The organism is Rhizobium sp. 3T7, assembly GCF_020166565.1.
Classification (GTDB): Bacteria; Pseudomonadota; Alphaproteobacteria; order Rhizobiales; family Rhizobiaceae; genus Rhizobium.
In genome coordinates, this window is sequence record NZ_JAIQXS010000004.1 from 15674 (window position 1) to 39489 (window position 23816).

A 23816-nucleotide genomic window follows, 5' to 3' on the forward strand; every position below is an offset into this window, starting at 1 on the left:
TTGCTGTCGCAGGCCCATGTGGGAACCTTGGCGCAGAACACTCCGCGTCTCATGATGGAAGTCGGACTTGGCGTGTCCAAGCCGTCAAAGCGGCGTTATCACGGTGAGCCAGTTATACGATAATCAAGCTTTCCGCAGCCGGCCCGATTGGGCCGGCACCGACCGGTAAGGGCTGCTTCTGGCAGATGGAAGTGGCAGACAGTTCAGCGCCCGGCGCGATCCTGCTGGCGGTGGCCATCGATGAAATCTTCTTCTAAGACGGCATTCCAAGAGGGAGCGGATCGACGACGCTGCCCTTCACGGAAAGCACGAGGATCAGTGCAACCGACGCGATGGCGGCGAGAGCCGTTCCGGTTGCTGGTCGATCCAAGTGCCCTATATACCTATACAATGTGACAGCAGATGAAGACGGCGAACCTCGCAGACGCCAGGTGAAGTCTGAAGCCACGGATGCCGCATCTAAATCCCGCCTCAGGTACGCCACAATCAGGCGAAGACAATGGCACGCGCCGCAGCTATATTGGAGTTGGCTTTCCTCTGCCTCGCATCAAGTGCACAGGCGGAGGACGGCGGCTCGGCGTTTCGGTTTTTCGAGCGCCTCTGCTTGTCGCGCGGACCCGATTATGAACGCACCGTCGCGACTGCCGAGACGAGCGGCTGGTTGCCGCTCCCCGCGGAGGTGCTCGTTGGGCTCGCTCCCCTGGCCAATCCGGAAGCGGTCGAGGGATGGGCTATATCTGGCAATGACCTCCCGCAGCGAATGATCTTGGAGATCAGCAAACACACCCTGAGCGGCAAGCTGGTGCATGCCTGCACCATTGTCGCATTCGGTATCAACAGCATCGAATTCGAGAAGGCTTTCTTCCAACGGACGGATGGCGAGGCAATCCAACAAGCTCGCAGCGCGACGCACGTTCACAAGCTTTTTAGTTTGGATTTAAGCGGCCGCAGCGAACTTGTCACCCTGACGGTTCCTGTGGAATCGAATGGCGCGGATAACCTGATGGCGAGTTCGATCGCGGAAGCAGAATGGGAGAACTGACAGGAGCAAGTGCTGACTGCGGCGCGGCCCTTGGAGGCAGACGTTGAAGGCTGTCGCGGCCCTCGCAGGACTGATCCTCGTCGTCGTCTGCGTCACCCTTCCTCCGGCGGCTTCAACCGCCGGAACTGCATCAAGAGCAGCAGATCGTAGACGATCTTCAACGCACCGCAGATGATGAGCGGCCACGCTCGGAAGGAGGCGGCGAAGAGAGCGCCCGCCAGGACGGGGCTGGCGGAGGCGGCAAGACTGCGCGGCACCGACGTGAAGCTTGCAGCGGCCGCCCGCTCCGTCTCGGTGACGACGGCCATCACGTACGAGGAACGCGTCGGCACGTCCATCTGGGACAATCCAGCGCGGACAAGCAGAAAGAAGAGCGCGAAGGGCAGCGTGGGCGCAAGTGCCGCCAGCATCAGAGCGATGCTGGACGGAATGTGCGTGAACACCATCGTATTGATCAGTCCGACGCGTTCCGACAGCCATGCGGCCACGGGAAAGGACAACGCCGAGAGCACACCCGACCAGAAGAAAAAGACGCCTGCCTCTGAAAGCGACAGGCCAAATCTCTCGAAGAGCCAAAGGGCCAGCAGCGACTGCACGACGAAGCCGCCGGCGAAGGCGTCGAGACTGAAGAGAGCCGCCAGCTTGAAGACAGTGTGGCGCGAAGGGCCGAGCGTGGCTGTCGTGCCCGCTTCTGGTGCCGGGTGGCGCGGAATACGCGCGTAGAGCAGACCGCCGAACAGCCCCAGCAGCGCGTAAAGCACGAACATCGCCCTGATGCCGTCAATCCGATCGAGACCAATCGGGCCGAGAAGGTCAGGCACCGCTGAAGCAAGTCCGCCAATGGCTCCGGCGAACGCGCCGACGAGGCTGTAGCGCGCGAACATCCTGGTTCGCTCACGCTCCGTGACTTCGCGTGTGAGAACAGCGTGCTCCAATGGCACGAATACGCTGACACTGCCGGCCGATGGATTGATCGTGCCGGTAAACGCGATGACCAGGAGCAACGCGTAGTCGTGAACAACGGCGAAGGCCACGCCCGTTGCAATCATCAAGCTCGCTCCGGCCAGCAAAAGTTGGCGGTGATCGTATCGGGTCCCGATGAAGCCGACGCATATCGTCAGCAGCGCGGAGCCAAGGAGCGATGCGGTCGCGATGACGCCGACCTCAAGCGCAGTAAATCCGAGAGCGAGCAGATAGATCGGCAACAGCACGGCCACGAAGCCGTCGCCGATGTCGCGCAAGGCGCGCGCCGCGAAGAGGAAGGTTGCCGGATGAATACGCAGCACCGATCTGGTCTCTCGAGCATTGATTGCTTGCATCGGCGGCATGGCCTTTGCCAGGGGCCACGCACAACTGAAGTCGAGATGATGATGCCTGAACGGAGCGTCGATTGCCACCGGCCGCCGCAGGACGGCGCGTTGCCGTCTGTTAATTGAACGGCAACGCGCGCACCGGCCGGTTCCCTTTAGTCGTTCACCGGCTCGCCGAGCGTATGCATCAGGCGGTTCGCCCAGCCAAAGATGGCGGACGAGAGGACGAGATCGACAGCTTCGAGTTCGTCGAGCCCGACGTCGGCCAATGCCTGCGCGTCGGCCGCGGTCGCCTTGGGCGGCGTGGTCGACAGCCGTGCCGAGAAGTCGAATATCGCCTGGAGGTGCTCGTCGAGCGTCGCCGCGAGGCCATCGGCGAACACGGCTTCGATGACATCCGTGCGTTTCGTCAGGCTGTTGAACCGGGATGCATGCACGGCGGCGCAGTAGACGCAGCGGTTGACGACGGACGCAGCGACGGCGCCCAGCTCGCGCTCGCTCGACGCAAGCCCGTCCTTGCCGTACATGATCAGGTTGAACAGGGGCGAGCGGACCGCGAGCGTTTCGGGGTCGTGGGCCAGCGTCAGCACATAGGGCGAGATACCCTTGTTGGACGGCGTCGTCTGCATCGCCGCATGCTGCTCGTCGGTGGCGGTCGCGAAGTCGACTGGAACGACATAGGGCTGCCAGCGCGGCACCTTGGTGGTGAAGGTGTGGACCACCTCGCTCATCGCATCTCTCCAAGCAGCTTCAGGCCGGCTAGAACGCGGACCTGATAGTTGACGAAGGCCGCAAGCTCCGCGAGCCGGACGATGTCGGCGTCGGTTACCCCGACCTGGCGCAGGGCCTCGATATGCGCTCGCGTCGCATCGCGTGGCGCGACCGTCAGCCGGTCGGCTTGACGGACGATCTCGGCGTCGGCTGCTACGACGAGGGCAATAACAGGCATCGCCGGAGCCTGCTATTCGAGCAATCACTGATGTGTTGCTACAATCCGAAGCTTCTTGCCCTGCCCAAAAAATTGGATCGCGACACCTTTATTGGGCTAAAGCATGCGCTGGTTTCGCAGAAGGATGCCATCGAAGGATGCATCGACGATGCATTGAAGCGGATCAATGTCCGGCTCGACGCGTCGGTGGCGGCGCCGGAATTTTTGACTGTGCTGACCGCTGTCCTGGAAGCGCCATTAATATCGATGGAATGCAGGGCAGATCCCCCGACGTGGTAGCGGACCTCCTCGACCTGCGCCACGTCAATCACTCAACCGTTGCGATCCAGGAGTTGATGCATACCATCGGTGTTCTGGATCCCGGGCATCCGAGAACAAAGGCAGCTATTGGGCAGATCAAAACCATCGCCACAATGCCAGAGCATCGCATCTTCGCACCGGATGCCGATGTTCTCGGCCGCGGCGCAATGCTCTCGGGTATCTTATGCCGAATTCAGGGTTATCAGCAGGACGCACACTTAAGAGCGTTATACGATTGCGTCCTTTTCCTCCAGGCACAAAAGCTTGGCTTGACGGTTCTCACCGCGAATGTGAACGATTTTGACTACCTGCTGCAATTTATGCCGACTTCTCGGGTTTTGCTATATCGGGTGTCTAGGTGACGAACATCCATCGCCTTGAAAAGAATCGATCCGTATCTTCACGACCCGATAGCTCGTGCCGAGACATACCTTGGCCGAGTGAACCACATTGAAGCAAGCGCACGAGCACGCGCCAATGTCGCATTGACCAGCCTCGAACTAAGTGACGAGAAACGGGATATGTTACTGCGCAGCCTTACTGATGTGGGTGCGACAAAGCCCATCGGCTATCTGCCGCTCTATACAATCAAGGAGTTTTTGCGTTCTGATCCCGAAACCATTGCTGCCGATGCCGTCATGCGAGGGCTCACAACGGCGCAGTTTGCCCAAAACGCCTGCTGCATTAAGAGCGGTGCGCTTTATGCTTACCATCGCGCAGCACTTGGTGATCTCTTGCGAGAAAATGCTGCCGCTGTCCGCGTTGCGGGCCTTCCGCTCGATCCAGACGAGTTTGTAGCCCACGTTGCGGCTAACTGGTACGAGATGGGCCACGAAGCGCACCCGCTTATCGCGGCGGCTTTCGGCGAAAAGTTCGTTGAAAATCCTGCCGTCCTCTCACGCCCAGAGCACTATCAGTAGTGCGACGCGGCGGACGTCGACCATCAGCCATTGGCCGCATCTGGTATGCGGCGTCGCACCAGTGATCGCTCCAACTCGTCCCCAACCCATTCATCAGGATACGAGGCTTCCAAAATCGTCCGCCTCAATTCTTGGACCGCGAGCCCGCTATAACCTAGCTCTTCAAGGCGCATCATAAGCAAGCATGCGTCTGTTTGGACCATGAAGCGGGCGGAGTTACTCATGTGGTTCAACACGTTCAGCATTGCTGCATATGTTTTGAACCCGAAAGAGGCCGCCAGCGCTTCATCAGCATGCGACGAGCGGATAGACGGATACCGCTTGCGCAGCGCCTTTTTGAGAGCTGCTACGTTGTGCGAAGAAAACTTTATGGTCTCATAGAACATCGGCAATCCCTTATCCTCGTCGAAGTCTGCCGATTACACTTCGACCTCCGGACAGGGGACGTCATCCATCTCGATACCCTTCAACCCGGCAGCAGGTTCGGAAAGGCTCCCGTCTGAAATTAACACCGGCGCCTCAGACCATCAAGAAGGCACCGGCTAGCCACTCGGACCGTGACGCTGCACGGTGCGTGGGCGTCGCGGGAGGTCACTCTTCGTAGCGCTCAGCGATCACTGCGCCTTCCTTATTCCCCATGAGCCAGACGTGTCCGTCATCTGCCTCAAGGTCGTAAAGGGTGCGCTTCCCCAAAGCCTCCTTATCCGTAAATTGCCAACCAACCAGCACCTTATCGTACTCCCGTGGCTCAATCTCAAACGAGCAGGAGACAATCACGTCAGTGGTGGCGTTAGCGTTGCAATCAAGGTTGCGGACCGACGGCGGTATCTGAGGAATGTTTAGAATGAAGGCCAGGCGGTCAGGGTCCTTGTTGCGGTCCCAGTGGTCCAAAACCTTTGTGCTGCCCCAACCAAACGCGGCGACACCAGCCAGAAAAATTAGACCGTACCTGAACTTCAATTCTCTCACCATCGGACGCGCCTACTAATCCTAACAGGCCGTCATCGGGATTATTCCTAGTTGCTTTTGGACATCGCTGCAATCGCGGTCTCCTTCAGGATGAAGCCTCCATTTGTGGGCTCTAAAAAGCAACATGGTGCTCGTTCAATTCCGCAACAACCGAATTGTCTGTTGCGTTCCGTCGCCCAAAGAAAAGCAACAAACGAGGGGAAATTCGACGTGCAACAGACCAGTTAAAACTGCCTCGGCCAAAGCGCCTGTTACGCCACGTGATTTTGTCACTCACTCACCCAGTTTCAGTGCCGAAACCGCACTCTTTGGAACTGTTGTTAGCGCGCTGCTGCAAGCCCATTACTCCTAATCGCGTCCACCAGATTTCATGTGTTGTACCGTCTCCCAAGGTTCAGCTATTCGATTGAGGCATAATGCTCGCGCGAATAGTAGTTCTGCAATGCAAGCGTATGGCGAGCAAAGATAATCGTTTGCGTTGAACGTTTGTGTCAATCAGGCACCTTGAGTAGACCAGGTATCCTCAATTTCGCTCGGACCATGCCGAGTTGTTAGGCGTCAAAGTTGTTGAGGTCAGGTTGTACCGGGCTCCGAAGCAACAAGCGCCATCGCGGTCGGTCGGGCTGAGAGTTCGAACTTGCTGCGTCAGTGTTACAAGGTACTCAAATGCGGACCTAGACCCGATCACCTAAACGGTCCTAGGCTTGAAAGAGCCCCGCGATAACTGTGCAGGACACGGTAGCGAGCCAGACGGACGCGGCTCGCTGAAGTATCATTAGGCGCCAATGGCTTTGCGCACCGACCTGCGTCAACTGCCGATCAAACCCCAAATCACGGCAACGATGCTTGCCAAGGCAACAAAAATTGCAAGCTTTGGCAGGAAGTCCGGCGCGGTCGGCGGAGGTAGAAGAACAAGTCCGAAGACGAGGGCCTTGGGGTTAAGCGTCGTCGTCACATATATGCGTCCCGCGGTCACGCTGCGGTCCGTGATATCTTTGTTTTCCGCCACCCAAAGCTTTGTTGCGAGATACATAACCCAAATCGCCGCTGCGGCCTTCAACGTCAGGGCGGTTTCCGGCCAACGGCTGATCAGCGCTCCCCCAAGCCACGTTAGGGGCAAGATCATAGTGAGGTAACCGAGCAGTTCGGCAGGGAGTAGTCTGGGAACGAGACAAAAACGGTTGCGTGCCGATGCCAACCCCATCAACGTATTGGTCGGCCCGGGGAGAATGAACACCGCCGAGATAAATGCTGGATAGCTCATTGCAGGTTCGCCTAGTGCTTGCCGCTGGCTTTTCTCAGGTCCAACTATCTGTCTCGTCGTTGTGAGGAATGCTCGACTGGCTTCCCGGACGCGAGCAGGCAATTGCAGCGGCCTTTGCGGCTCGTCGCATCGAAGCGTCGAGCGAGAGGCCTCGATCGAGAGCCGACGCGAGGACGCCTACAAAACAGTCGCCAGCTGCAGTCGTATCCACAGCATCAACGCGCAGCGCCGGTACCCTTACCTTCTCTCCATTGATGAAAGCTTCGGCACCCTCTCCTCCCATGGTGCGTAAGACCCCGGTGTTAAGAGCATCAGACAACGATCTCGCGCTCGGCTCGCATCCAAGCCAGCCGGCAAGCCCATCGCGCTCAAGAAGAGCTAATTGTTGTTGCTCGTGAATCGCCGGCGAGTGCTGCATTGCCATGGAAGGCAGCAGCCACCTTCGCGGCCATTGTCCGCGCAGCTGATGTGACAGGTTTGGAAGCGGCAGTTGCCACGACCGGGCGTATTTGACGTGAGGCCATGCCGCTTCCGATGTTGAACTGACCTAGCAGCTGGAAAAGTGCATCGGCCTCTCTCGCGAGGCTGTGGGCAGCGGCAGTCGACTCCTCGACCATGGCTGCATTTTGCTGCGTACCCTGGTCCATTGTGTTTACGGCCATGTTGATTTCCTTCAATCCTATCGCCTGCTCCTTAGAGCTTTCGACGATTGCAAGAACATTGCCGTTGACCTGCTGAACTTGGCCGACGATCTCTTCCAAAGCCTTGCCAGTCTCGCCGACGAGAGCGACCCCGCTCTTCACATGCGCATTGGATGCAGTGATCAGCTCCTTGATTTCCTTTGCCGCTTTTGCGGATCGCTGCGCCAGTTCGCGGACTTCTTGCGCCACGACCGCGAAACCTTTACCGGCGTCGCCGGCGCGGGCCGCCTCGACCCCCGCATTGAGCGCCAACAGGTTGGTCTGAAACGCGATCTCGTCGATGACGCCGATAATATTGCCGATTTCCGCAGACGAGGCTTCAATCTTGCTCATCGCGCCAACTGCACTGCGGACCACCGTGCCGGAGCGTTCGGCATTTTCGCGTGTATCTCGGACAAGTTGGCCAGCTTCCTGGGCACGGTTACTGGAATCTGCGACGGTTGTGGTGATCTCTTCGAGGGCGGCAGCGGTTTCCTCGACGGAAGCGGCCTGCTGTTCGGTTCGCTTTGACAGATCGTCTGATGCGGAACGAATTTGCTGGGCTCCGGCAGCGATGCCAGTCGCATTTTCGGCCACGCCCTGCATCGCCTTGCGTAGCTTGCTGGTCGCAGCGTTGAAATCGAGGCGGAGCCTTTCCAGCGTGGGGATGAATGGAGTTGCGACCTCCTGGGTCAAATCCCCATCGGCTAGGGCCTGCAAAGACCCGGCAAGCTGGTCGACATTGTTCACACGGGCAGTCACGTCGGTTGCGAACTTGACAACCTTGAAGACCTTGCCGTTCATGTCGAAGATCGGATTGTACGAGGCCTGGATATAGATTTTCTTGCCGCCCTTGCCGATACGCAGGAATTCGTCGGTTACGAACTCGCCCCCTTCCAGACGCTGCCAGAAGCGTCGGTAGTCATCGCTGTTGGTGTAGGCAGTGTCGCAAAACATGGAATGGTGCCGGCCCTGGATTTCCGCAAGCTGGTAGCCGAGCGCAGACAGGAAATTGTCGTTCGCTGACAGGATCTCGCCCTTGGGCGTGAACTCGATGACCGCTTGGGCGCGCGAAAGTGCATTCAGTTTGCCGGCATCCTCGGCGCTCTTGAGCTTTTGTGGCGTGATGTCGGTTGCAAACTTGACGACCTTGTACGGTTTGCCACCGCTAAAGACGGGATTGTAGGAGGCTTCAATCCAGATCTCCCTGCCACCCTTGCCGATGCGCTTGTACTGGCGCTGATCGAACTCACCTCGATTGAGTCTCGCCCAGAACTCACGATAGTCGCCAGACGAAGCCTCTGCTGGCTCGACGAACATCCGGTGGTGCTGGCCGACGATCTCGGACAATTCGTAGCCGAGTGCGGCACAGAAATTGGCATTGGCCTTCAAGATCTTGCCGGCGAGGTCGAATTCGATAATGGCCTGTGACCGGTTCATCGCGGCTAGTATGGCCTTGGCATCAGATCCGAAGCCGAATGCTATTCTCGTCATGCTGTTCCCCCACTCAGGACTAAGAGAGCAACTGCTTCCATCCCCACGCGGATTTGCATTGGATGAGCAATCTGAGGGTAAAATCTATTAAAATCTTTAAGTATCCATTAACCGCATGGTTCCCGAATTCGATCCCGACGAATTGATCAGGCTACAGAGGAAAGTGTAAATAAAATCAGTCTGTTATAAGAGCAGCCTTCGAGCATCTCCGCGCGGTCGAAGGGTTCGCGAGGCGGGCCTTGAATGTTTGGATCGCGCATTGTTTCGGATTTTCGTATTACCCAATGGGAAGATGTATTTACCATTCGTTAAGAATAATGCCGCACTACATCACCTCACGGAGGGCTTGCAATTATCCCCCGCGAATGCCTGCTGCACCGTCGTCTATGCGTGTAGAATTTACTTCCGATGCGAGCGGACTCGGGTGGCTCATCAGTCGCCAAGCGCGCGCGGATACGACCGCTGGTTCGGAGAAGGACATGAAGCTCGAGGCGGAATTTAGTCGAATTGAGGAAGTCGCTGCGGGCTTCAACACGCATTACGAAGTGTTCAAATACATGAAGGGTCTCACGCAGGACCTTGGAATGAACGCCTTCCTGCTCATGACGCTCCCGACCGTCGACATCGTCGAAATCGGCGCGACGAAGATCATCACCAATTGGCCGGCTGAAATGGTGGATTACTATGACGCCCATAACCTCATGATCGACAGCCCCGTGATCCGCCGGATGTTGAGATCGACCAGCCCGTTCAACTATGACGTCGAAGCGATGAATGCCAATCGTGGAGAAGGCAAGAAGTCCACGGTCATCAAGCTGTTCCACCGATATGGAATGGAAAGAGGCGCCTACTTCCCTGTTCACGATGCCGCGGGCGGGCGCGGCGCGATGTCGATTTCGGGGCCACGGAATTTCAGCATGATCGAAATGGCGAAGCTCCTGTTTATCGCCTCGCTGATCTATGATCGCCTCTCACAGCTGACTTTGAACGAGAAACACAATCAGCCCATCGAGTTTACTCGGAGCGAGCTAGACTGCCTCAGATTGACTGCCGGCGGTAAGAAGGGCAATGAAATTGCTAAACTTCTCGACCTGTCAGAAGTTGCAGTTAACAATCACATCGGCAGCGCGGTCAAGAAGCTGGGATGCAGCACAAGAACGCAAGCAGTCGTCAGCGCTCTGCGCCTCAATATCATTCGTGTTTAAAGTTCCAGGAACGGTCGACATCGACGAGTTCGGGCTTCGACCATGACCAGACGGCCGGCTGCGACGAGTTGGAAGGTACTTTGGCAAAGCGTTCGATCGCGACTCGTTGCCCAACGGTCAGACTCTTATCAATTCGCCGCGCCGTTCAGCGTGGGGTTGTTTTCGCCGGAGGGCGTTGCTCGTGGAGCTGCTCACTTCAAGCTACTGAACAGCTTCGCTCGATACAGGAAATCAGCATGACCAGCATCCTCATTCTCGGTGCCAACGGACAGTTGGCGCGCAATACGACGCGGATGCTCCTCGATAGGATGGACGCGAATCTCACCCTCTACATAACTGCCAGTCTTTTCGGTCTGCTAGTTGGCCACCCGCAGTGGTACTATAATGAAGGCGTTCACATCTACCCAATCAGGACATCCCAATGCCGAATCCGGCTCTTTCGTAGTCGCTGACGTGGCCATGTTGACAGCGTCCGCGCGGCGCCCGCCAGACATTATGGTCGCGATAGACCGCAGCCTTTGCACTTCTGCCGACACGTCGTCGCCAACGAGGGACGCAAGAGGTTCAAGCGCCTCTCTAGGCTCGCGAGCTTCAATCAGCAGCGCTGCCATCAGGTCCCGTTCTCGTCGACTGTCCGGATTTTGCAGGTAGGGCTCTTGCCGCTGCACCGCCGCTCTTCGCCCTGAGGAGAAGGCCGCGAGCCGTCCGGTCTGGTTGAGGTTCAAGACCGTCGGCCTCCTCCAACAGCCTTTCGGCTCCGGTGACATCTTCCTCGCCGAGGATCACCATCGCCGTTGCACGCAGACCCTTTGCCTTGAGCGAAGGATCCGCGCCTTGCCAGGTGAACGCGTCAGCGCGGGCATCTTGCAGCCATTGCTTCATCTTGGACCGCTTGCCCCGGCGGAGGTCTGAGATCGCCGCCTCCAGCGCCTTGGACAGCATCTGGTTGAGCCGACATAGAGGCTCTCAAGCTGTGTGAGGATTGCTCCCTGCGAGGCAGAAATTCCGCGAGTGGAAAACAAGGCGCCGGCTCCGGATGTCGGATCAGCATCGAAACCTGAGGAAAGCGCCCTGACCCAGGCTTCGTTGAAATAGCGGTCGACCAGGCGCGGATCCTTGCCGAGCATTTCCGATATCTCGACTGAATCCCAGATCCTGAACGTGATGCCTCTCACCTTGAGGTCACGGGCAAGTTCACGGGCGGCGTCGTTTATGTCGTCATTGTCCCGCTCGATCGAGACGGCGATGATGAATTCTCTGACGTCCTTTCCTTTCCAGTGGCCGTCAAGGTGTTTCGTGAAATCCTCGATCCACGCTCGGAACTCCCAGGCTTCGATGTCCTTGTAACACTTGGCGGAAACAACGACCTCCGGCTCCTGCAGATCGTTGAATCCTTCGACGTCGACGCCAAACTGAGCTTGTCCGCCGCGTCGTTTCATGACGGGGCGCAGATCGGGATAGCTCTGACGCATCAGGTCGCGGCAAACTTCCTCGAAAGCCCGGCTTCCGATGTCGACGAGCGGCAAGACGGAATTCCGCTTAAGCGACGGCGTTGGAATGGTGTCGGCAGCGGGAGTGTCATTCCTGCGCGGCTCCTGCGGCGCCTTTGTCCTGCTCTTCTTCCTGCCGCTCATTACCGCCTCGTCGATTCGGCGGTTATCCTATGTCAGGCCGTGTTGCCGCAACCGTCGTGGTCCCTATCCCCAACTCATGCAACCTGAACAGTCCCTTTGGTCGCCGACCGAGGACCCAGCCACGTTTGTTGACGTCTGCAAAACCACCCAATTGCGGAAAAAAGAACGCCGATGTTTCCACCGGCGCTGCGAATAGGGAGTATTTTGGGGAGGCAAGCCCTCGACAGTACCAGAGGGCGATCTGAAAGGCGTTGCCCCTGCCGAGCGACAAACCGATAACCTCGATACGAGCTGGAGGTTCCATCTCGGTTGACATCGTACGCATGGAACGTGCGGTTCCTCACCAAGGCGAGGCCGCATTGGACGGCTTGAATTCGCCGAGAGGTTGCCGAGCAGTAGGCGCCCGAGTTCGCGATTGTCCTCACCGAGAGGTCTTTCGTCGATCACCCTGCCCGCGCGCTGGACGTACTTTGGGATGCCTCCGGATCGTACATGAACGTCGGAAATTTCGCGCGGATCACGTCGATCACGGAAAGGGTTCCCGACAGATGCTTGCGCAGAGCGGCAACGGCACCCTCTTCATTTCCCGCCCGAATAGCGTCGACGACCACCTGATGCTCCTGGAGGAGTGACTGGATCTTGCCTTCCATCGGGAGATTCAGGCGCCGCAGTCTATCAAGGTGGACGCTCTGCTGTCGGATGACCTTCCAGAGAAGCGTGTTTCCGCTCTGCTCGTACAGCACACGGTGGAACTCCCGATCGAGAGCATCAAACCTGTCGTAGGTCGAAGGATCTGCGACGGCCTGCTGCTGCCGCAACACGCGGTCCAGTGCATCCGCCGTCTCATGCGGCGAACTTTTCGCTAGCCGTCGAACGGCTTCGACCTCGACGGAGAGGCGAAGGAATTGAGCTTGCCTCGCGTGATCGACATCGATGCGTGAGACGCGAGTGGCGTACTGTGGAAAAATGTCGACGAGACCATCCTCTTGCAGTCTCAGAAGTGCATCCCGCACCGGAGTCTGGCTCACGCCGAACTCCTCCATAAGCGTGGCACGCGATAGGACGGTGCCAGGTTCGAGGGCCACACTCAGGATTCTTTCCTTAAGAATCTCATGCACTTGCACCGCCACCTGTCTGGAGCGGTCGAGCAAGAGAAATCCGGTTTTCGTCGCCATTCATAGCCTCCAATTCATGCGTTGAACCTTCATAGCGCATATTTTGCGTTGATGCACTGATGTTTTAGTGTACTAATGGCGGTCGACCGCGCAAGGAGGCGCGGACCTAAAAACCGATCTTCTTGGGAGGATGAAATGTTCAAATTCGCCCGCGGACTCGCCGCGATCGCCGCCGTTGTAGGAATGGCGCTACCTGTTGCTGCGCAGGAAAAGACGACGATTTCGATCACGCGTCAGCCAGGCATCCTTTATCTCGCAAGCCATGTCATGGAGACGCAGAAGCTCATCGAAAAAGAAGCCGACGCTCTCGGAGTGAAGGACTTAACCGTCGAATGGCGGACGTTCAGCGGCGGCGGCGCACAGACCGACGCGCTTCTCGCAGGTAACGTCGATATCGTTAACACCGGCACCGGAAACCTGCTGCTGCTCTGGGACCGCACCAAGGGCAAGGTAAAGGGCATCATCACCAGTTCTGCCCAGCCGGTCATCATGGTCTCCAACGATCCACACATCAAGTCGCTAGACGACATCACCCCGCAAGACAAGATCGCAGTTCCAACCGTCGGAGTGTCGACCCAGGCCATTCTTCTTCAGATCGCTGCTGCAGCCAAGTATGGCGACGACCAGGTCAAGAAGTTCGACGCGAATACGGTCCAGCTTGGCCACCCGGACGCACTTGCCGCAATCGCTAACCCGAACCATGAAGTGAAGAACCACTTCTCGGCTCCGCCTTTCCAGTACATCGAACTGAAGCAGAAGGGCGTCCACCGCGTTACGGACTCCCGCGAGATTCTTGGCGGCGCTCTGACCCAGGCGACGTTCTTCACCACGACGAAGTTCGCCGAAGAGAACCCGACGCTCGTGAAGGCTGTCCGCGAAGCGACGAAGAAGGCTATCGCCTCCATCAAGGCGGATCCGAAAGCCGCGCTGGATGCTTACAAGAAGGTTTCAGGAGACAAGACGTCGATCGAGGATCTCATGTCGATCCTCAACGAACCGGGCTTCATCGACGACTATCGTACTGACCCGCAGGGCACGATGAAGTTCGCTACGCATCTGCACAAGATCGGCACTTTGAAGAAAATGCCCGCCGCATGGACGGACTACTACCTTCCAGAATCGGCTGATCTGAACGGCAACTAAGGCGCCTCAGTGCATCGGCGCGGAATCGCGCCGATGCACGCGCAATCACACAAGGAATTCTCCAATGCTACAAGCGACCGTCTCGGCCGGGCCAAGTCTCGTCCAACAACCAGCGCGGCAGCCGCTTCTCAGCGTCGACAAGGTCACCTTGCGATACAAGACGCCGAGCCTTCTGGTCACAGCCACTGAAGGCGTGAGCTTCAACGTCTGTCAGTCCGACCGTTTCGTCCTTCTTGGTCCGTCGGGATGTGGCAAGTCGACTCTTCTGAAGGCGGTCGGCGGCTACATGAAACCATCGGCTGGAACTATTACGATCAATGGCAGACAGGTAACAAAGCCTGGGCCGGACCGGATGATGGTTTTTCAGGAATTTGACCAGTTGATGCCATGGAAGACGGTTCTACAGAACGTGATGTTTCCGCTCCTTGTGGCACGGAAGCTCCCGGAGAAGGAAGCCGAGGAGATCGCAAGGTCATACATCGAGAAGGTGAAGCTCACCCGCGCTGTCGACAGCTTCCCGCATACGCTTTCGGGCGGCATGAAGCAGCGTGTCGCGATCGCTCGTGGCATGGCGATGCAGCCGGACATCCTGCTGATGGACGAACCCTTTGCGGCATTGGACGCTCTGACACGTCGTCAAATGCAGGACGAACTGCTCCAGCTATGGCAAGACACCAAGTTCACGGTGATCTTCGTCACCCACTCCATCGCCGAAGCGATCAAGATTTCGAACCGAATTCTCCTTCTTTCGCCGCATCCTGGCCGCGTCAAAGCCGAAGTCATCAATGCAGACGCCGCATCCACAGAGGATGGCAGTGCCGCAGCGCTGGAGAAGGACATCCACGATCTGCTCTTTTCAGAGCCAGGACATCGGGAGTAGAAACATGAACAAGCCACAGATCCTGCTTGCCGAAACCACTTCCGGCTTGCCCTCCCACGGGAATATCGCCGCAGTCGAGCAAAAGCTCTCCCCCTTCGAACTCGTCTGGGGAATTGGGGCATTTCGCAAGACCCTCATCATCGTAGTGCTCGCCGTGCTCTGGCAGGTCTATGCGGTGCATCTCGACAACCCGCTGCTCTTTCCGACATTGACCGACACGTTCCACACCCTTGTAGATCGATTTGCTGACGGGACGTTGCCCGCGCGCATCTGGACGACATTGAAGATCCTGCTCATGGGCTACGCCGCGGGGACAGTGCTCGCAGCAATTCTCACGGTCCTGGCCATCAACACGCGCATCGGCACCGACTTCCTCGAGACGATGACGGCGATGTTCAATCCCCTCCCGGCGATCTCTCTGCTGCCGCTCGCCCTGATCTGGTTTGGCCTCGGGGCTTCGAGCCTCGTCTTCGTCCTTATCCACTCCGTTCTGTGGGCGGTTGCGCTGAACACGCATTCCGGCTTTCTGGGAGTATCGCGGACGCTACGCATGGTTGGTGCGAACTATGGCCTGACTGGCTTCAGGTACGTCACCCGCATCCTTATTCCGGCTGCGTTCCCATCGATCCTGACGGGCCTGAAGATTGGCTGGGCGTTCGCCTGGCGAACCCTCATCGCCGCGGAACTCGTTTTTGGCGTCTCTTCCGGCCAGGGCGGCCTTGGCTGGTTCATCTTCGAGAACCGGAACCTGCTCGACATCCCCGCAGTTTTCGCTGGCCTGCTCACGGTCATCGTCATCGGCCTCATCGTCGAGAACCTCGTGTTCCAGACGCTGGAGCGCCACACCATCCAGAAGTGGGGAATGAAGGAATAGTCGTCGCCCGCCGCCGGCGGGCTCCGACAACTCCGAACATGCATGCTGACCGTCATGCGCCCTCAGCAAGCAAGACATGTGGAATAAACTCATGACGAAGAAGACACCTGACACCCTGCGGTCCGCGCGCTGGTTCTCTCCGGACGACCTGCGCAGCTTCGGTCACCGGTCCCGTCTGATGCAGCTCGGTTACGCAGAGGAGGATTTCCGTGACAAGCCCATCATCGGGATAATGAACACCTGGTCAGAACTGAACTCCTGCCACTCGCACTTTAAGGAACGAGTGCAGGACGTGAAGCGCGGCGTAGCGCAGGCTGGCGGCTTCGCGGTCGAGATGCCGTCGCTCTCCGTAGACGAGAGCTTCACCAAGCCTACTTCGATGCTCTATCGCAACATGCTGGCGATGGAAGCAGAGGAAATGATCCGCTCGCACCCACTCGACGGGGTGGTGCTCATGGGAGGTTGTGACAAGACCACTCCTGGTCTTGTCATGGGAGCGCTTTCAGCGGGCGTCCCGATGATCTATCTGCCAGCCGGTCCAATGCTCCGTGGCAACTATGCTGGCAAGATCCTCGGCTCCGGTTCGGATGCGTGGAAGTACTGGGACGAGCGTCGCGCGGGAAACATCTCCGACGACGAATGGCTTGGTATTCAAGGCGGCATCGCACGTTCCGCTGGAACATGCATGACGATGGGAACAGCGAGCACCATGACGGCGATTGCCGACGCCATGGGTCTCACCCTTCCCGGCGCCTCTTCCATTCCTGCCGTCGATGCCAACCACCAGCGTATGTCGGCCTCGTGCGGGCGCCGCATCGTCGAGATGGTCTGGGAAGACCTCACGCCGGACAAGATCGTCACCGACGCCTCGTGCCGGAACGCTGCGATCGTAGCGATGGCGACCGGATGCTCCACCAACGCCGTCGTGCACCTCATCGCTATGGCGAGACGTGCGGGCGTCGAACTCACGCTTGATCACCTTGACGAACTCGGCCGGGTCACGCCGCTCATTGCCAACGTCCGTCCATCCGGCAAGGACTACCTGATGGAAGACTTCTTCTATGCGGGAGGTCTTCGCGCCCTGATGAAGCAGTTGGACGATCGTCTCGACCTCACCGCACTGACGGTCACGGGAAAGACGATGGGTGAAAACCTCGAAGGGGCGCAGGTATTCAATGACGATGTCATCAGGCCACTGAGCAACCCGGTCTATCACGAGGGCTCGCTCGCTGTTTTACGCGGGAACCTATGCCCTGACGGTGCGGTCATCAAGCCTGCGGCATGCGATCCCAAATATCATGTCCACGAGGGCCCGGCGCTGGTGTTCGACAGCTACCCGGAAATGAAAAAGGCGATCGACGATGAAAATCTGGATGTGACGCCTGATCACGTCCTGGTGCTTCGCAATGCGGGCCCGCAGGGCGGTCCGGGCTTCCCTGAATGGGGAATGCTCCCGATTCCGAAAGCGCTCATCAAGAAGGGCCATCGAGACATGCTCCGGATTTCGGACGCTCGCATGTCGGGCACCTCCTATGGAGCCTGTGTTCTGCACGTCTCCCCCGAAAGTTTCGTAGGAGGGCCGCTCGCTTTGCTGAAGACAGGCGACATCGTCCGGCTCGATCTTCCTAACCGCACGCTCGACATGCTTGTCGATGAACAGGAGCTTAAGCGCCGCAAGGAGACATGGCAGGCGCCAGAGCCACGTTTCCAGCGCGGTTGGGGGTGGATGTTCTCCCGCCATGTCACGCAGGCGGACAAGGGCTGCGACTTCGACTTCCTTCAAACCGACTTCGGCCGCGCAGCGGGCGAACCAGATATCTTTTGAGGTGACCATGACCGACTATGTGCTCTCAGACGCAACGCGCGCTAAGTTCAAGAAAATCTCGACTGCGTCGATCGCCACCGCGCTCTACAAGCGCGGCCTTCGCAACCAGTTCATCCAGGGCGTCGTACCTGTCTCCCCGAAGGCCGAAACAATGGTCGGCCAGGCGTTCACGCTCCGGTACATCCCTGCCCGCGAAGACCGCAACCCCATCACGGTATTTCGCAACTCAGATCATCCGCAGCGCGTCGCCGTAGAGACCTGCCCGGCCGGACACGTCCTCGTCATGGATGCACGCAAGGATGCTCGAGCGGCGACAGCTGGTTCCATTCTCATCACTCGGCTCGCTCTCCGGGGTGCCGCGGGCGTCGTGTCTGATGGCGGATTCCGCGACGCGGAAGGGATCGGCGCGTTGAACATGCCCGCCTATTATTCCAAGCCGTCGGCCCCGACCAACCTCACTCTGCACGAGGCGCTGGATATTAACGTTCCGATTTCTTGCGGCGATGTTGCAGTGTTTCCGGGAGACGTCCTCGTGGGAGACCGTGATGGGGTCATGGTCGTCCCAGCTCACCTCGCCGACGAACTGGCCGACGAATGCGCCGAAATGGAAAGCTACGAGGACTTTGTCCTTGAGCAGGTGAAGGGCGGCGAGCAGATCATTGGCCTCTATCCGAGAACGAAAGAAGAGTACGAACAGCGCTATGCAGATTGGCGCGTTCAAAACAACCGTTAGCAAAAGCCAGCCGGGGGATTTGTCATCCCTCGGCTTGCTCATTCATGGTCCTTTCAGCCTCGTCCGTAGAGCGGCATGCCTCGTGGCATGATCGTCATGAACGGAATGACCGCATCTGCTGGGAGATCAGCAAGTTCCGCCACCTGTCGTGCGACGAGATCAACGTCGATCCGAGGTTCGGATGTGACAGTCCCATTGGCCTATAGCACCCCATCATCCATTCTGTGGTTCTCGGCACGGCGGCGTTTCCGATATCGATTTGGCAGCAGGTGATACCCGCTCTCCACCCGTCTACGTTCAGACTTTTCGTCAGACCTGTGACGCCATGCTTGGCCGCCGTGTACGATGGGCTGAAGGGTCGGGGGCCCATGCCGAAACCCAGCCGTTGTTGATGATGCGCCCACCATGCGGCGATTGCCGTGTCATCCCCATGCCAGATAGTAGACCGTTCGCTAACACACAAAGGCAATCTTCACAGATGCCGCAGCAGACGTCATCCATCTCGGCGCTGGGCGCCCGCAGAAGTTAAATTATCGGAGATCGTCCGCGTTCGTCGTCCAGATCCGCAGGGATGATCTCGATCAGCGGGTCAGCCCCCCGCAGAATGGTCGCGCGAAAGCTCAAATCGCTCCGCGCGGTCCGACCGGACGCGCGGAGCGAAGGCGGGAAACAACCAGGCTACATTGATTGACCCCGAGGCGGCAGGTTCTGTTGCCAGGGCTTGCACCCGATCAAGTGGTCAGCGAATTGAGTCGCGGCCTGACTTAAGCATTTGCGCCTCCGTCTACGGTAACGGTTGTACCGGTGATCATATTTGCGCCGGGGCTTGCCAGAAATGCAACAACACCCGCGATTTCGCGGGGGTCCGCAAAGCGCCCGATTGATGACAGGCTCCGTTGGAAATCAGCGGTCGCGCCGTCTGCCGGATTTGCCTCGGTATCGGTCGATCCGGGCGAGATCAGGTTGACCGTAATGCCTTGTGGCCCAAGTTCTCGCGACAGGCCGCGTGTGAACGAGTGCAATGCCGATTTCGACATCGCGTAGGCTGTCACACCCGGAAAAGGAACGCGGTCGCCGAGAGCGGATCCGATCGAGATGATACGCCCGCCATTGGAAAAGTGCGGAATAGCCGCTTTTGAAAAAGCGACAGGCGCGCGCACGTTGATGTCCATGAGGGCTTGAAATTGCGTCAGATCGAGGTCAGCGATTGGTCCGGCCAGTCCGATGGCCGCGCTATTCACCAAAATGTCGAGGCCACCGAGCTTTTCGACAGTCTCGGTCACGACCCGCATAGCAGCGTCCGGATCGGCATTGTCGGCCCGGACGGCCAGCGCACGGCGGCCCAGCTTTTCGATCGAAGACACGACGCCGTCCGCTCGCTCCGGCGACTTGTTGTATGTAATTGCCACGTCTGCGCCCTTCTCGGCCAACACCAGCGCGATCGCGGCGCCGATCCCCCGAGACCCTCCGGTAACGAGAGCGCGCTTCCCCATAAGATCAGCCATTTTACATCCTTTTGCTTCATGTTTCGGAGGCCCACTTTCGGGCCCGGGAGGTCGTCATTTCCGCTCCCCTCCGGCCCTTAGATAAGCGGTCACGAGAAAATAAACATCTCCGATCCCACCTCATGCTTGCCTGATCCTTCCAAATTTGTCATATCGCCGGGAATGAACATCTCCGAGAACGTGACAGGTCGCCTGCTGGACGACGTCGCTCCTGTTGTTGCCGGCCGTACGGGAACCGTCGGGATTACGACACCTGTCCCACGTCTGACGGTCTGGACGAGTACGGTCCCGACTTTACCGACGCCAGCCGTGTTCGAACCCATGTTTTACGCAGTCCTGCGTGGAACAAAGGTATTAATCATGGGCGCCAATCGCTTCGAACTGTCGGCTGGCCTGTGCGCGGCATCATCCTTTGGTCTGCCCTTTATCCATCAATTCACCGACGCCACGCCCGATCTGCCTTACGTCGCGATCAGCCTTCATCTTGATACGACTATGCTTACGCGCGTCATGCTCAATATGCCCAAACGCGACGACCGCTGGACCTGCGCGGTAGCGGCGGGAGAACTGAACGGCCTGGTCGGTGAGCCACTGGCTCGGCTTGTTGGGCTCTTGAACACTCCGGACGACATCGGCATGCTTGCGCCGCACTATGAGACTGAACTCTACTACCGCCTTCTCCAGAGTACGATGGGAGATACGCTACGTCAGATCGGTCAGCGAAACGAGCGGTTCCAGCAACTCAAGGCGGCGGCCGATTGGCTTGCTTCTAACCACAACGAGCCCGTCAATATCCCCGATTTGGCAGCGTCCGCGGGAATGAGTGTCACTTCGTTTCATCGACACTTCAAGGGTGTGACGGGATTCAGCCCGCTTGCTTTTCAACGCCATATCCGTCTTTTGGAAGCTCGAAGGCTCCTCGCCTCCGGTTCCGCCAACGTGTCGCGTGTTGCTTATGAGGTCGGCTACGTTAGCCCGTCGCAATTCAGTCGGGAGTACAAGAGCATGTTCGGCAGTCCGCCCGTCGCTGACTTGCAACGGTAAGCCTTATCAGCCGGGCATCTTTCGGACTTGGATTACCCACTGACAACTACACCAAAGCGCACGGCGGCGGGCGGGACTGTCAAGTGGCGTGGCGCGAAACGTGGGGGATCTTCTCGGGTCTGCTCGCGGACTGGCCCGGAAGATCTTCCAGCTTCACGGGCCGGTTGACCGGCCTGGCCGGCGATGTCATGGGGCGCAAGCAAACATGCGGCCGGGAGGGCCTCAGTTCCGGGTGCGCGAGCAGCCAACTGGACAAGCGATCGTTACCGGGATCGGCGGAGACGGGCGGTGGCTCAAGGATGCGACCACATAAATATTCTGCGGACGGCTATGAGCCCTCTTTTCGAAACTAGGTTGAAGAGTTGGGCTATGACTTCGGCGTGGGATAACGGTGATTTATGGAACTTAGTCGTTAGGCTCGCGCGGCATGTCGACGGATCGCTTCAAGTCGATACCGACCAGCCGGAGAAACCAAGCGAGCAGCCGAGATTACATTACGGTTTGAAGTGAGGCGCAGGTGGATGGACAAACACGGCTTGGTCGGAAGGATTGCAAGGAGCGTCTGTTCCCATCCCTCTGGCGAAACCGCTCTTATGGAATATTCGTTTCTGGCACCCTGCGCGGCCTCTAGCAGATAAGAAGTAGGCGTACGCTCCGTGAAATCCTGCGCGAGGTAAGCAGGAACGGCGCTCGGAAGTACGAAGCGATCTTCCAGCTGCACCGGAATGTTGTCTTTGTGATGCAGGATCACGGAATGAAAAACTGTGGAGCCGACCTCAACCCCGAGTTCATTGCCAATCTCGAAACTGGCTGGATTTTCAGACAATGTGATAACATTGGCCGTATGAATTTCTCCACGCTGGCGAATATCTTCAGCAATATCGAGCATATCGAGGGCCGCCGGGAAGCATTTTGGTTTGGCTACGAACGAACCGATTCCGGGTATCCGCCGCAGTACGCCTTCGCTGGCAAGTTCGTACAACGCGCGCTCAGCAGTGATCTTGCTGACTCCATACGATACCACGAGTTGATTTTCGGACGGCACACGGTGGTGTGGCGGCCATTTTCCGGTTCGGATGCAGGCAAGAATAAATTGTTTAACGTCCTTGTAGGTTCGTAACCTTCCTGCCGGAGTTGGACCGCTTATGTGGTTATCCTGCCCGCGCGGCGTCTCCACGGCTTACCGTCCCCTGAACTGCGGCCGTTCCTTTGCGGCAAAGGCACGCATCCCCTCCGCCCGGTCGTCGCTTGCCGCAATCAATGCGGACAGCGAACGCTCGTAACGAATTCCAGCAGACAGCGGAGTCTCGAAACTTTCGAGAACAGCGGCCTTGGCCATGGTGACTGCGATGGGGGCAGCTTGAGCGATACGCTCGGCGATTGCGCAGGCTAGATCGTCCACCGTCTCGCCATCGACGGCGATGCTGCTGATCAGGCCGCAGGCCCTTGCCTCTTCCGCGTCGAGCTTTCGCCCCGCCAGGACCATCTCCATCGCCATGGACTTGCCGACGGCGCGCACGAGGCGCTGGGTTCCGCCGGCGCCGGGTATGGTGCCGATCGCGGTTTCCGGAAGGCCGAGCACCGCCGTGCGATCGGCGACGACGATGTCGCAGATCAGCGCCAGCTCAAGACCGCCGCCAAGGGCATAGCTCGAGATCGCAGCGATGAGCGGCTTGGTGATGGCCGCCACCTCGTCCCATTTCTCGCTGAAGCCGCTGGTATAAAGCTCGATGGGACTTGAGGCGGCGAGCGATCCGATATCGGCGCCAGCGGCAAAGCCGCGCTCGCTGCCGCTGATGACGATCGCACGCACGGTTGAATCCGCCTGGCAGTCGCACAACGCATCGACAAGCCCGGTCAGCATCTCGATGTTAAGCGCGTTTCGCTTGGCTGGCCGGTCGAGGATGACGCGCGCGAAGCCGCATTGCTTCTCGGTTTTGACGAGAGATGATGTCATGGCTTGCGCCTTTCCGTCAGCAGGCGGACGGTATCGTCGCGGCGCGCGATTGCAGCCGCGATCTCTTCAGCCGTCCAGTCGTAAAAGCCGTGACCGCTCTTCGTTCCGAAAGCACCTTCCTCACACAGCCGGCGAACCAGGGAGGGGATGCCTTCGCTGCGATCGAGCGCCGGCATCAGAATGCGCGACACTTTCTCGACCGTGTCGAGACCGGCCAGATCCATCAGCCGCAGCGGCCCTGCCGCAGACCAGCGCGGCGCAAGCGTCGTTTCGACCGCCCGGTCGACATCCTCGATGGAGGCGGCGCCTACTTCGACGAGATGGAGCGCCTCGCGCAGGATCGCGTATTGCAGCCGATTGACGACGAAACCCGCTATATCGGTCTTCACCTCGATCACTTCCTTGCCGATATCGGCGCAGAGCGCGCGGGCGCGTTGGACGACCTCATCCGAGGTTTTCTCGCCGCGCACGATTTCGACAAGCGGCATGACGGCCGGCGGATTGAACCAGTGAATGCCGACGACCCGCTCCGGCCGGGCAAGCCCTGCCGCGATCAGCGTGATCGGAACGCTGGAGGTATTCGTCGTCAAAAGGCAATCGACCGGCGCCATGGTTTCGATCTCGCCGAAGATCCGCTGCTTCAGCGTGACGTCTTCCGCGAGATTCTCACTGACGATGCCGGCGCCGGCGACACAATCCTTAATCGAGGTCGTGTACGTGACGGCCGCTTCGCCGGCGATGCCGACGATCCGGCTCCTCGCCTTGTCGAGCGTCTCCGCGCTGCGGGAATAGACGGCGACGGGATAGCCTTGTGCTGCAAATACGCCGGCGATGCCGGCACCCATCGTGCCCGCACCGAGGACGGCGACCTTCGGCCGAATGCGGGTCTTGTCGTTAATGTCCTGCGCCATGG

The 23816-nt window shown here is 58.6% G+C and carries 24 protein-coding genes and 1 pseudogene; 10 read left to right on the forward strand and 15 right to left on the reverse strand.

Features of this window, described 5'->3' with window-relative positions:
- The first annotated feature begins 499 nt into the window (after window positions 1-499).
- On the forward strand, window positions 500-1042 hold the full coding sequence (locus K9B32_RS07475) for a hypothetical protein (protein WP_224561319.1): 543 nt from the start codon (window positions 500-502) through the stop codon (window positions 1040-1042).
- Between the two features lie 92 nt (window positions 1043-1134).
- Here K9B32_RS07475 and K9B32_RS07480 read toward each other — a convergent pair whose 3' ends face one another.
- The 3 genes and pseudogenes from K9B32_RS07480 to K9B32_RS07490 all read right to left on the reverse strand — a co-directional run.
- Entirely contained in the window at window positions 1135-2361 is a 1227-nt protein-coding gene (locus tag K9B32_RS07480; RefSeq protein WP_224561614.1) for an MFS transporter, read from the reverse strand.
- 146 nt (window positions 2362-2507) lie between these two features.
- Window positions 2508-3083: a peroxidase-related enzyme gene (locus tag K9B32_RS07485; RefSeq protein WP_224561320.1), complete on the reverse strand. Its 576-nt coding sequence runs from the start codon at window positions 3081-3083 to the stop codon at window positions 2508-2510.
- Window positions 3080-3268: pseudogene (locus K9B32_RS07490) on the reverse strand (hypothetical protein); the annotation flags it as partial. The gene K9B32_RS07485 and the pseudogene K9B32_RS07490, both read right to left, overlap by 4 nt.
- A 305-nt stretch (window positions 3269-3573) precedes the next feature.
- Between K9B32_RS07490 and K9B32_RS07495 the strand changes: the two are divergent.
- Entirely contained in the window at window positions 3574-3963 is a 390-nt protein-coding gene (locus K9B32_RS07495) for a DNA-binding protein (protein WP_224561321.1), read from the forward strand.
- 15 nt (window positions 3964-3978) lie between these two features.
- Window positions 3979-4521, forward strand: coding sequence for a hypothetical protein (locus tag K9B32_RS07500; RefSeq protein ID WP_224561322.1), 543 nt, complete (start codon window positions 3979-3981; stop codon window positions 4519-4521).
- Between the two features lie 23 nt (window positions 4522-4544).
- On the opposite strand, the gene K9B32_RS07505 is transcribed toward K9B32_RS07500, so the two are convergent.
- The 5 genes from K9B32_RS07505 to K9B32_RS07525 all read right to left on the reverse strand — a co-directional run bounded on the left by K9B32_RS07505 (window position 4545) and on the right by K9B32_RS07525 (window position 8928).
- On the reverse strand, window positions 4545-4907 hold the full coding sequence (locus K9B32_RS07505) for a hypothetical protein (protein WP_224561323.1): 363 nt from the start codon (window positions 4905-4907) through the stop codon (window positions 4545-4547).
- Window positions 4908-5112: 205 nt separating this feature from the next.
- Entirely contained in the window at window positions 5113-5493 is a 381-nt protein-coding gene (locus K9B32_RS07510; RefSeq protein ID WP_224561324.1) for a hypothetical protein, read from the reverse strand.
- 805 nt (window positions 5494-6298) lie between these two features.
- Complete coding sequence (locus K9B32_RS07515) at window positions 6299-6754, reverse strand: hypothetical protein (protein WP_224561325.1); 456 nt, start codon at window positions 6752-6754, stop codon at window positions 6299-6301.
- A 34-nt stretch (window positions 6755-6788) separates the two neighbouring features.
- Window positions 6789-7178, reverse strand: a complete 390-nt coding sequence (locus K9B32_RS07520) for a PfkB family carbohydrate kinase (RefSeq protein WP_318013316.1) — start codon at window positions 7176-7178, stop codon at window positions 6789-6791.
- Window positions 7123-8928 carry a methyl-accepting chemotaxis protein gene (locus K9B32_RS07525; RefSeq protein WP_224561326.1) on the reverse strand — a complete coding sequence of 602 codons (1806 nt, stop codon included), beginning with the start codon at window positions 8926-8928 and terminating at the stop codon, window positions 7123-7125. The genes K9B32_RS07520 and K9B32_RS07525 overlap by 56 nt, the downstream gene beginning before the upstream one ends.
- A 479-nt stretch (window positions 8929-9407) precedes the next feature.
- Between K9B32_RS07525 and K9B32_RS07530 the strand changes: the two genes are divergently transcribed.
- Window positions 9408-10133: a LuxR family transcriptional regulator gene (locus K9B32_RS07530; protein WP_224561327.1), complete on the forward strand. Its 726-nt coding sequence runs from the start codon at window positions 9408-9410 to the stop codon at window positions 10131-10133.
- Window positions 10134-10724: 591 nt separating this feature from the next.
- On the opposite strand, the gene K9B32_RS07535 is transcribed toward K9B32_RS07530, so the two are convergent.
- The 3 genes from K9B32_RS07535 to K9B32_RS07545 form a co-directional block, all read right to left on the reverse strand.
- Entirely contained in the window at window positions 10725-11015 is a 291-nt protein-coding gene (locus tag K9B32_RS07535) for a hypothetical protein (protein ID WP_224561328.1), read from the reverse strand.
- The gene (locus tag K9B32_RS07540) at window positions 11012-11767 is read right to left on the reverse strand and encodes a hypothetical protein (RefSeq protein ID WP_224561329.1); all 756 of its coding nucleotides are present in this window, start codon (window positions 11765-11767) and stop codon (window positions 11012-11014) included. Before K9B32_RS07540 ends, K9B32_RS07535 begins: the two co-directional genes overlap by 4 nt.
- Before the next feature lie 443 nt (window positions 11768-12210).
- Complete coding sequence (locus tag K9B32_RS07545) at window positions 12211-12942, reverse strand: GntR family transcriptional regulator (protein ID WP_224561330.1); 732 nt, start codon at window positions 12940-12942, stop codon at window positions 12211-12213.
- 135 nt (window positions 12943-13077) lie between these two features.
- Between K9B32_RS07545 and K9B32_RS07550 the strand changes: the two genes are divergently transcribed.
- The 5 genes from K9B32_RS07550 to K9B32_RS07570 all read left to right on the forward strand — a co-directional run bounded on the left by K9B32_RS07550 (window position 13078) and on the right by K9B32_RS07570 (window position 18397).
- A complete protein-coding gene (locus tag K9B32_RS07550) occupies window positions 13078-14085 on the forward strand; it encodes an ABC transporter substrate-binding protein (protein ID WP_411969684.1) in 1008 nt (335 codons plus the stop codon).
- A 64-nt stretch (window positions 14086-14149) separates the two neighbouring features.
- Window positions 14150-14965 carry an ABC transporter ATP-binding protein gene (locus tag K9B32_RS07555; RefSeq protein ID WP_224561331.1) on the forward strand — a complete coding sequence of 272 codons (816 nt, stop codon included), beginning with the start codon at window positions 14150-14152 and terminating at the stop codon, window positions 14963-14965.
- 4 nt (window positions 14966-14969) lie between these two features.
- Complete coding sequence (locus K9B32_RS07560; RefSeq protein ID WP_224561332.1) at window positions 14970-15839, forward strand: ABC transporter permease; 870 nt, start codon at window positions 14970-14972, stop codon at window positions 15837-15839.
- Between the two features lie 91 nt (window positions 15840-15930).
- On the forward strand, window positions 15931-17664 hold the full coding sequence (gene araD, locus K9B32_RS07565; protein ID WP_224561333.1) for an L-arabinonate dehydratase: 1734 nt from the start codon (window positions 15931-15933) through the stop codon (window positions 17662-17664).
- A 7-nt stretch (window positions 17665-17671) separates the two neighbouring features.
- On the forward strand, window positions 17672-18397 hold the full coding sequence (locus K9B32_RS07570; RefSeq protein WP_224561334.1) for a ribonuclease activity regulator RraA: 726 nt from the start codon (window positions 17672-17674) through the stop codon (window positions 18395-18397).
- 764 nt (window positions 18398-19161) lie between these two features.
- On the opposite strand, the gene K9B32_RS07575 is transcribed toward K9B32_RS07570, so the two are convergent.
- A complete protein-coding gene (locus tag K9B32_RS07575; protein WP_224561335.1) occupies window positions 19162-19902 on the reverse strand; it encodes an SDR family NAD(P)-dependent oxidoreductase in 741 nt (246 codons plus the stop codon).
- A 162-nt stretch (window positions 19903-20064) separates the two neighbouring features.
- Between K9B32_RS07575 and K9B32_RS07580 the strand changes: the two genes are divergently transcribed.
- A complete protein-coding gene (locus K9B32_RS07580; protein WP_224561336.1) occupies window positions 20065-20946 on the forward strand; it encodes an AraC family transcriptional regulator in 882 nt (293 codons plus the stop codon).
- Between the two features lie 412 nt (window positions 20947-21358).
- On the opposite strand, the gene K9B32_RS29020 is transcribed toward K9B32_RS07580, so the two are convergent.
- Genes K9B32_RS29020 through K9B32_RS07595 form a run of 3 tightly spaced genes read right to left on the reverse strand, consistent with a single transcriptional unit; the run spans window position 21359 to window position 23814 of the window.
- A complete protein-coding gene (locus tag K9B32_RS29020) occupies window positions 21359-22093 on the reverse strand; it encodes a UTRA domain-containing protein (RefSeq protein ID WP_411969691.1) in 735 nt (244 codons plus the stop codon).
- Between the two features lie 33 nt (window positions 22094-22126).
- Window positions 22127-22903, reverse strand: coding sequence for an enoyl-CoA hydratase-related protein (locus tag K9B32_RS07590; RefSeq protein WP_224561338.1), 777 nt, complete (start codon window positions 22901-22903; stop codon window positions 22127-22129).
- The gene (locus K9B32_RS07595) at window positions 22900-23814 is read right to left on the reverse strand and encodes a 3-hydroxyacyl-CoA dehydrogenase family protein (RefSeq protein WP_224561339.1); all 915 of its coding nucleotides are present in this window, start codon (window positions 23812-23814) and stop codon (window positions 22900-22902) included. The genes K9B32_RS07590 and K9B32_RS07595 overlap by 4 nt, the downstream gene beginning before the upstream one ends.
- Window positions 23815-23816 lie beyond the last annotated feature (2 nt).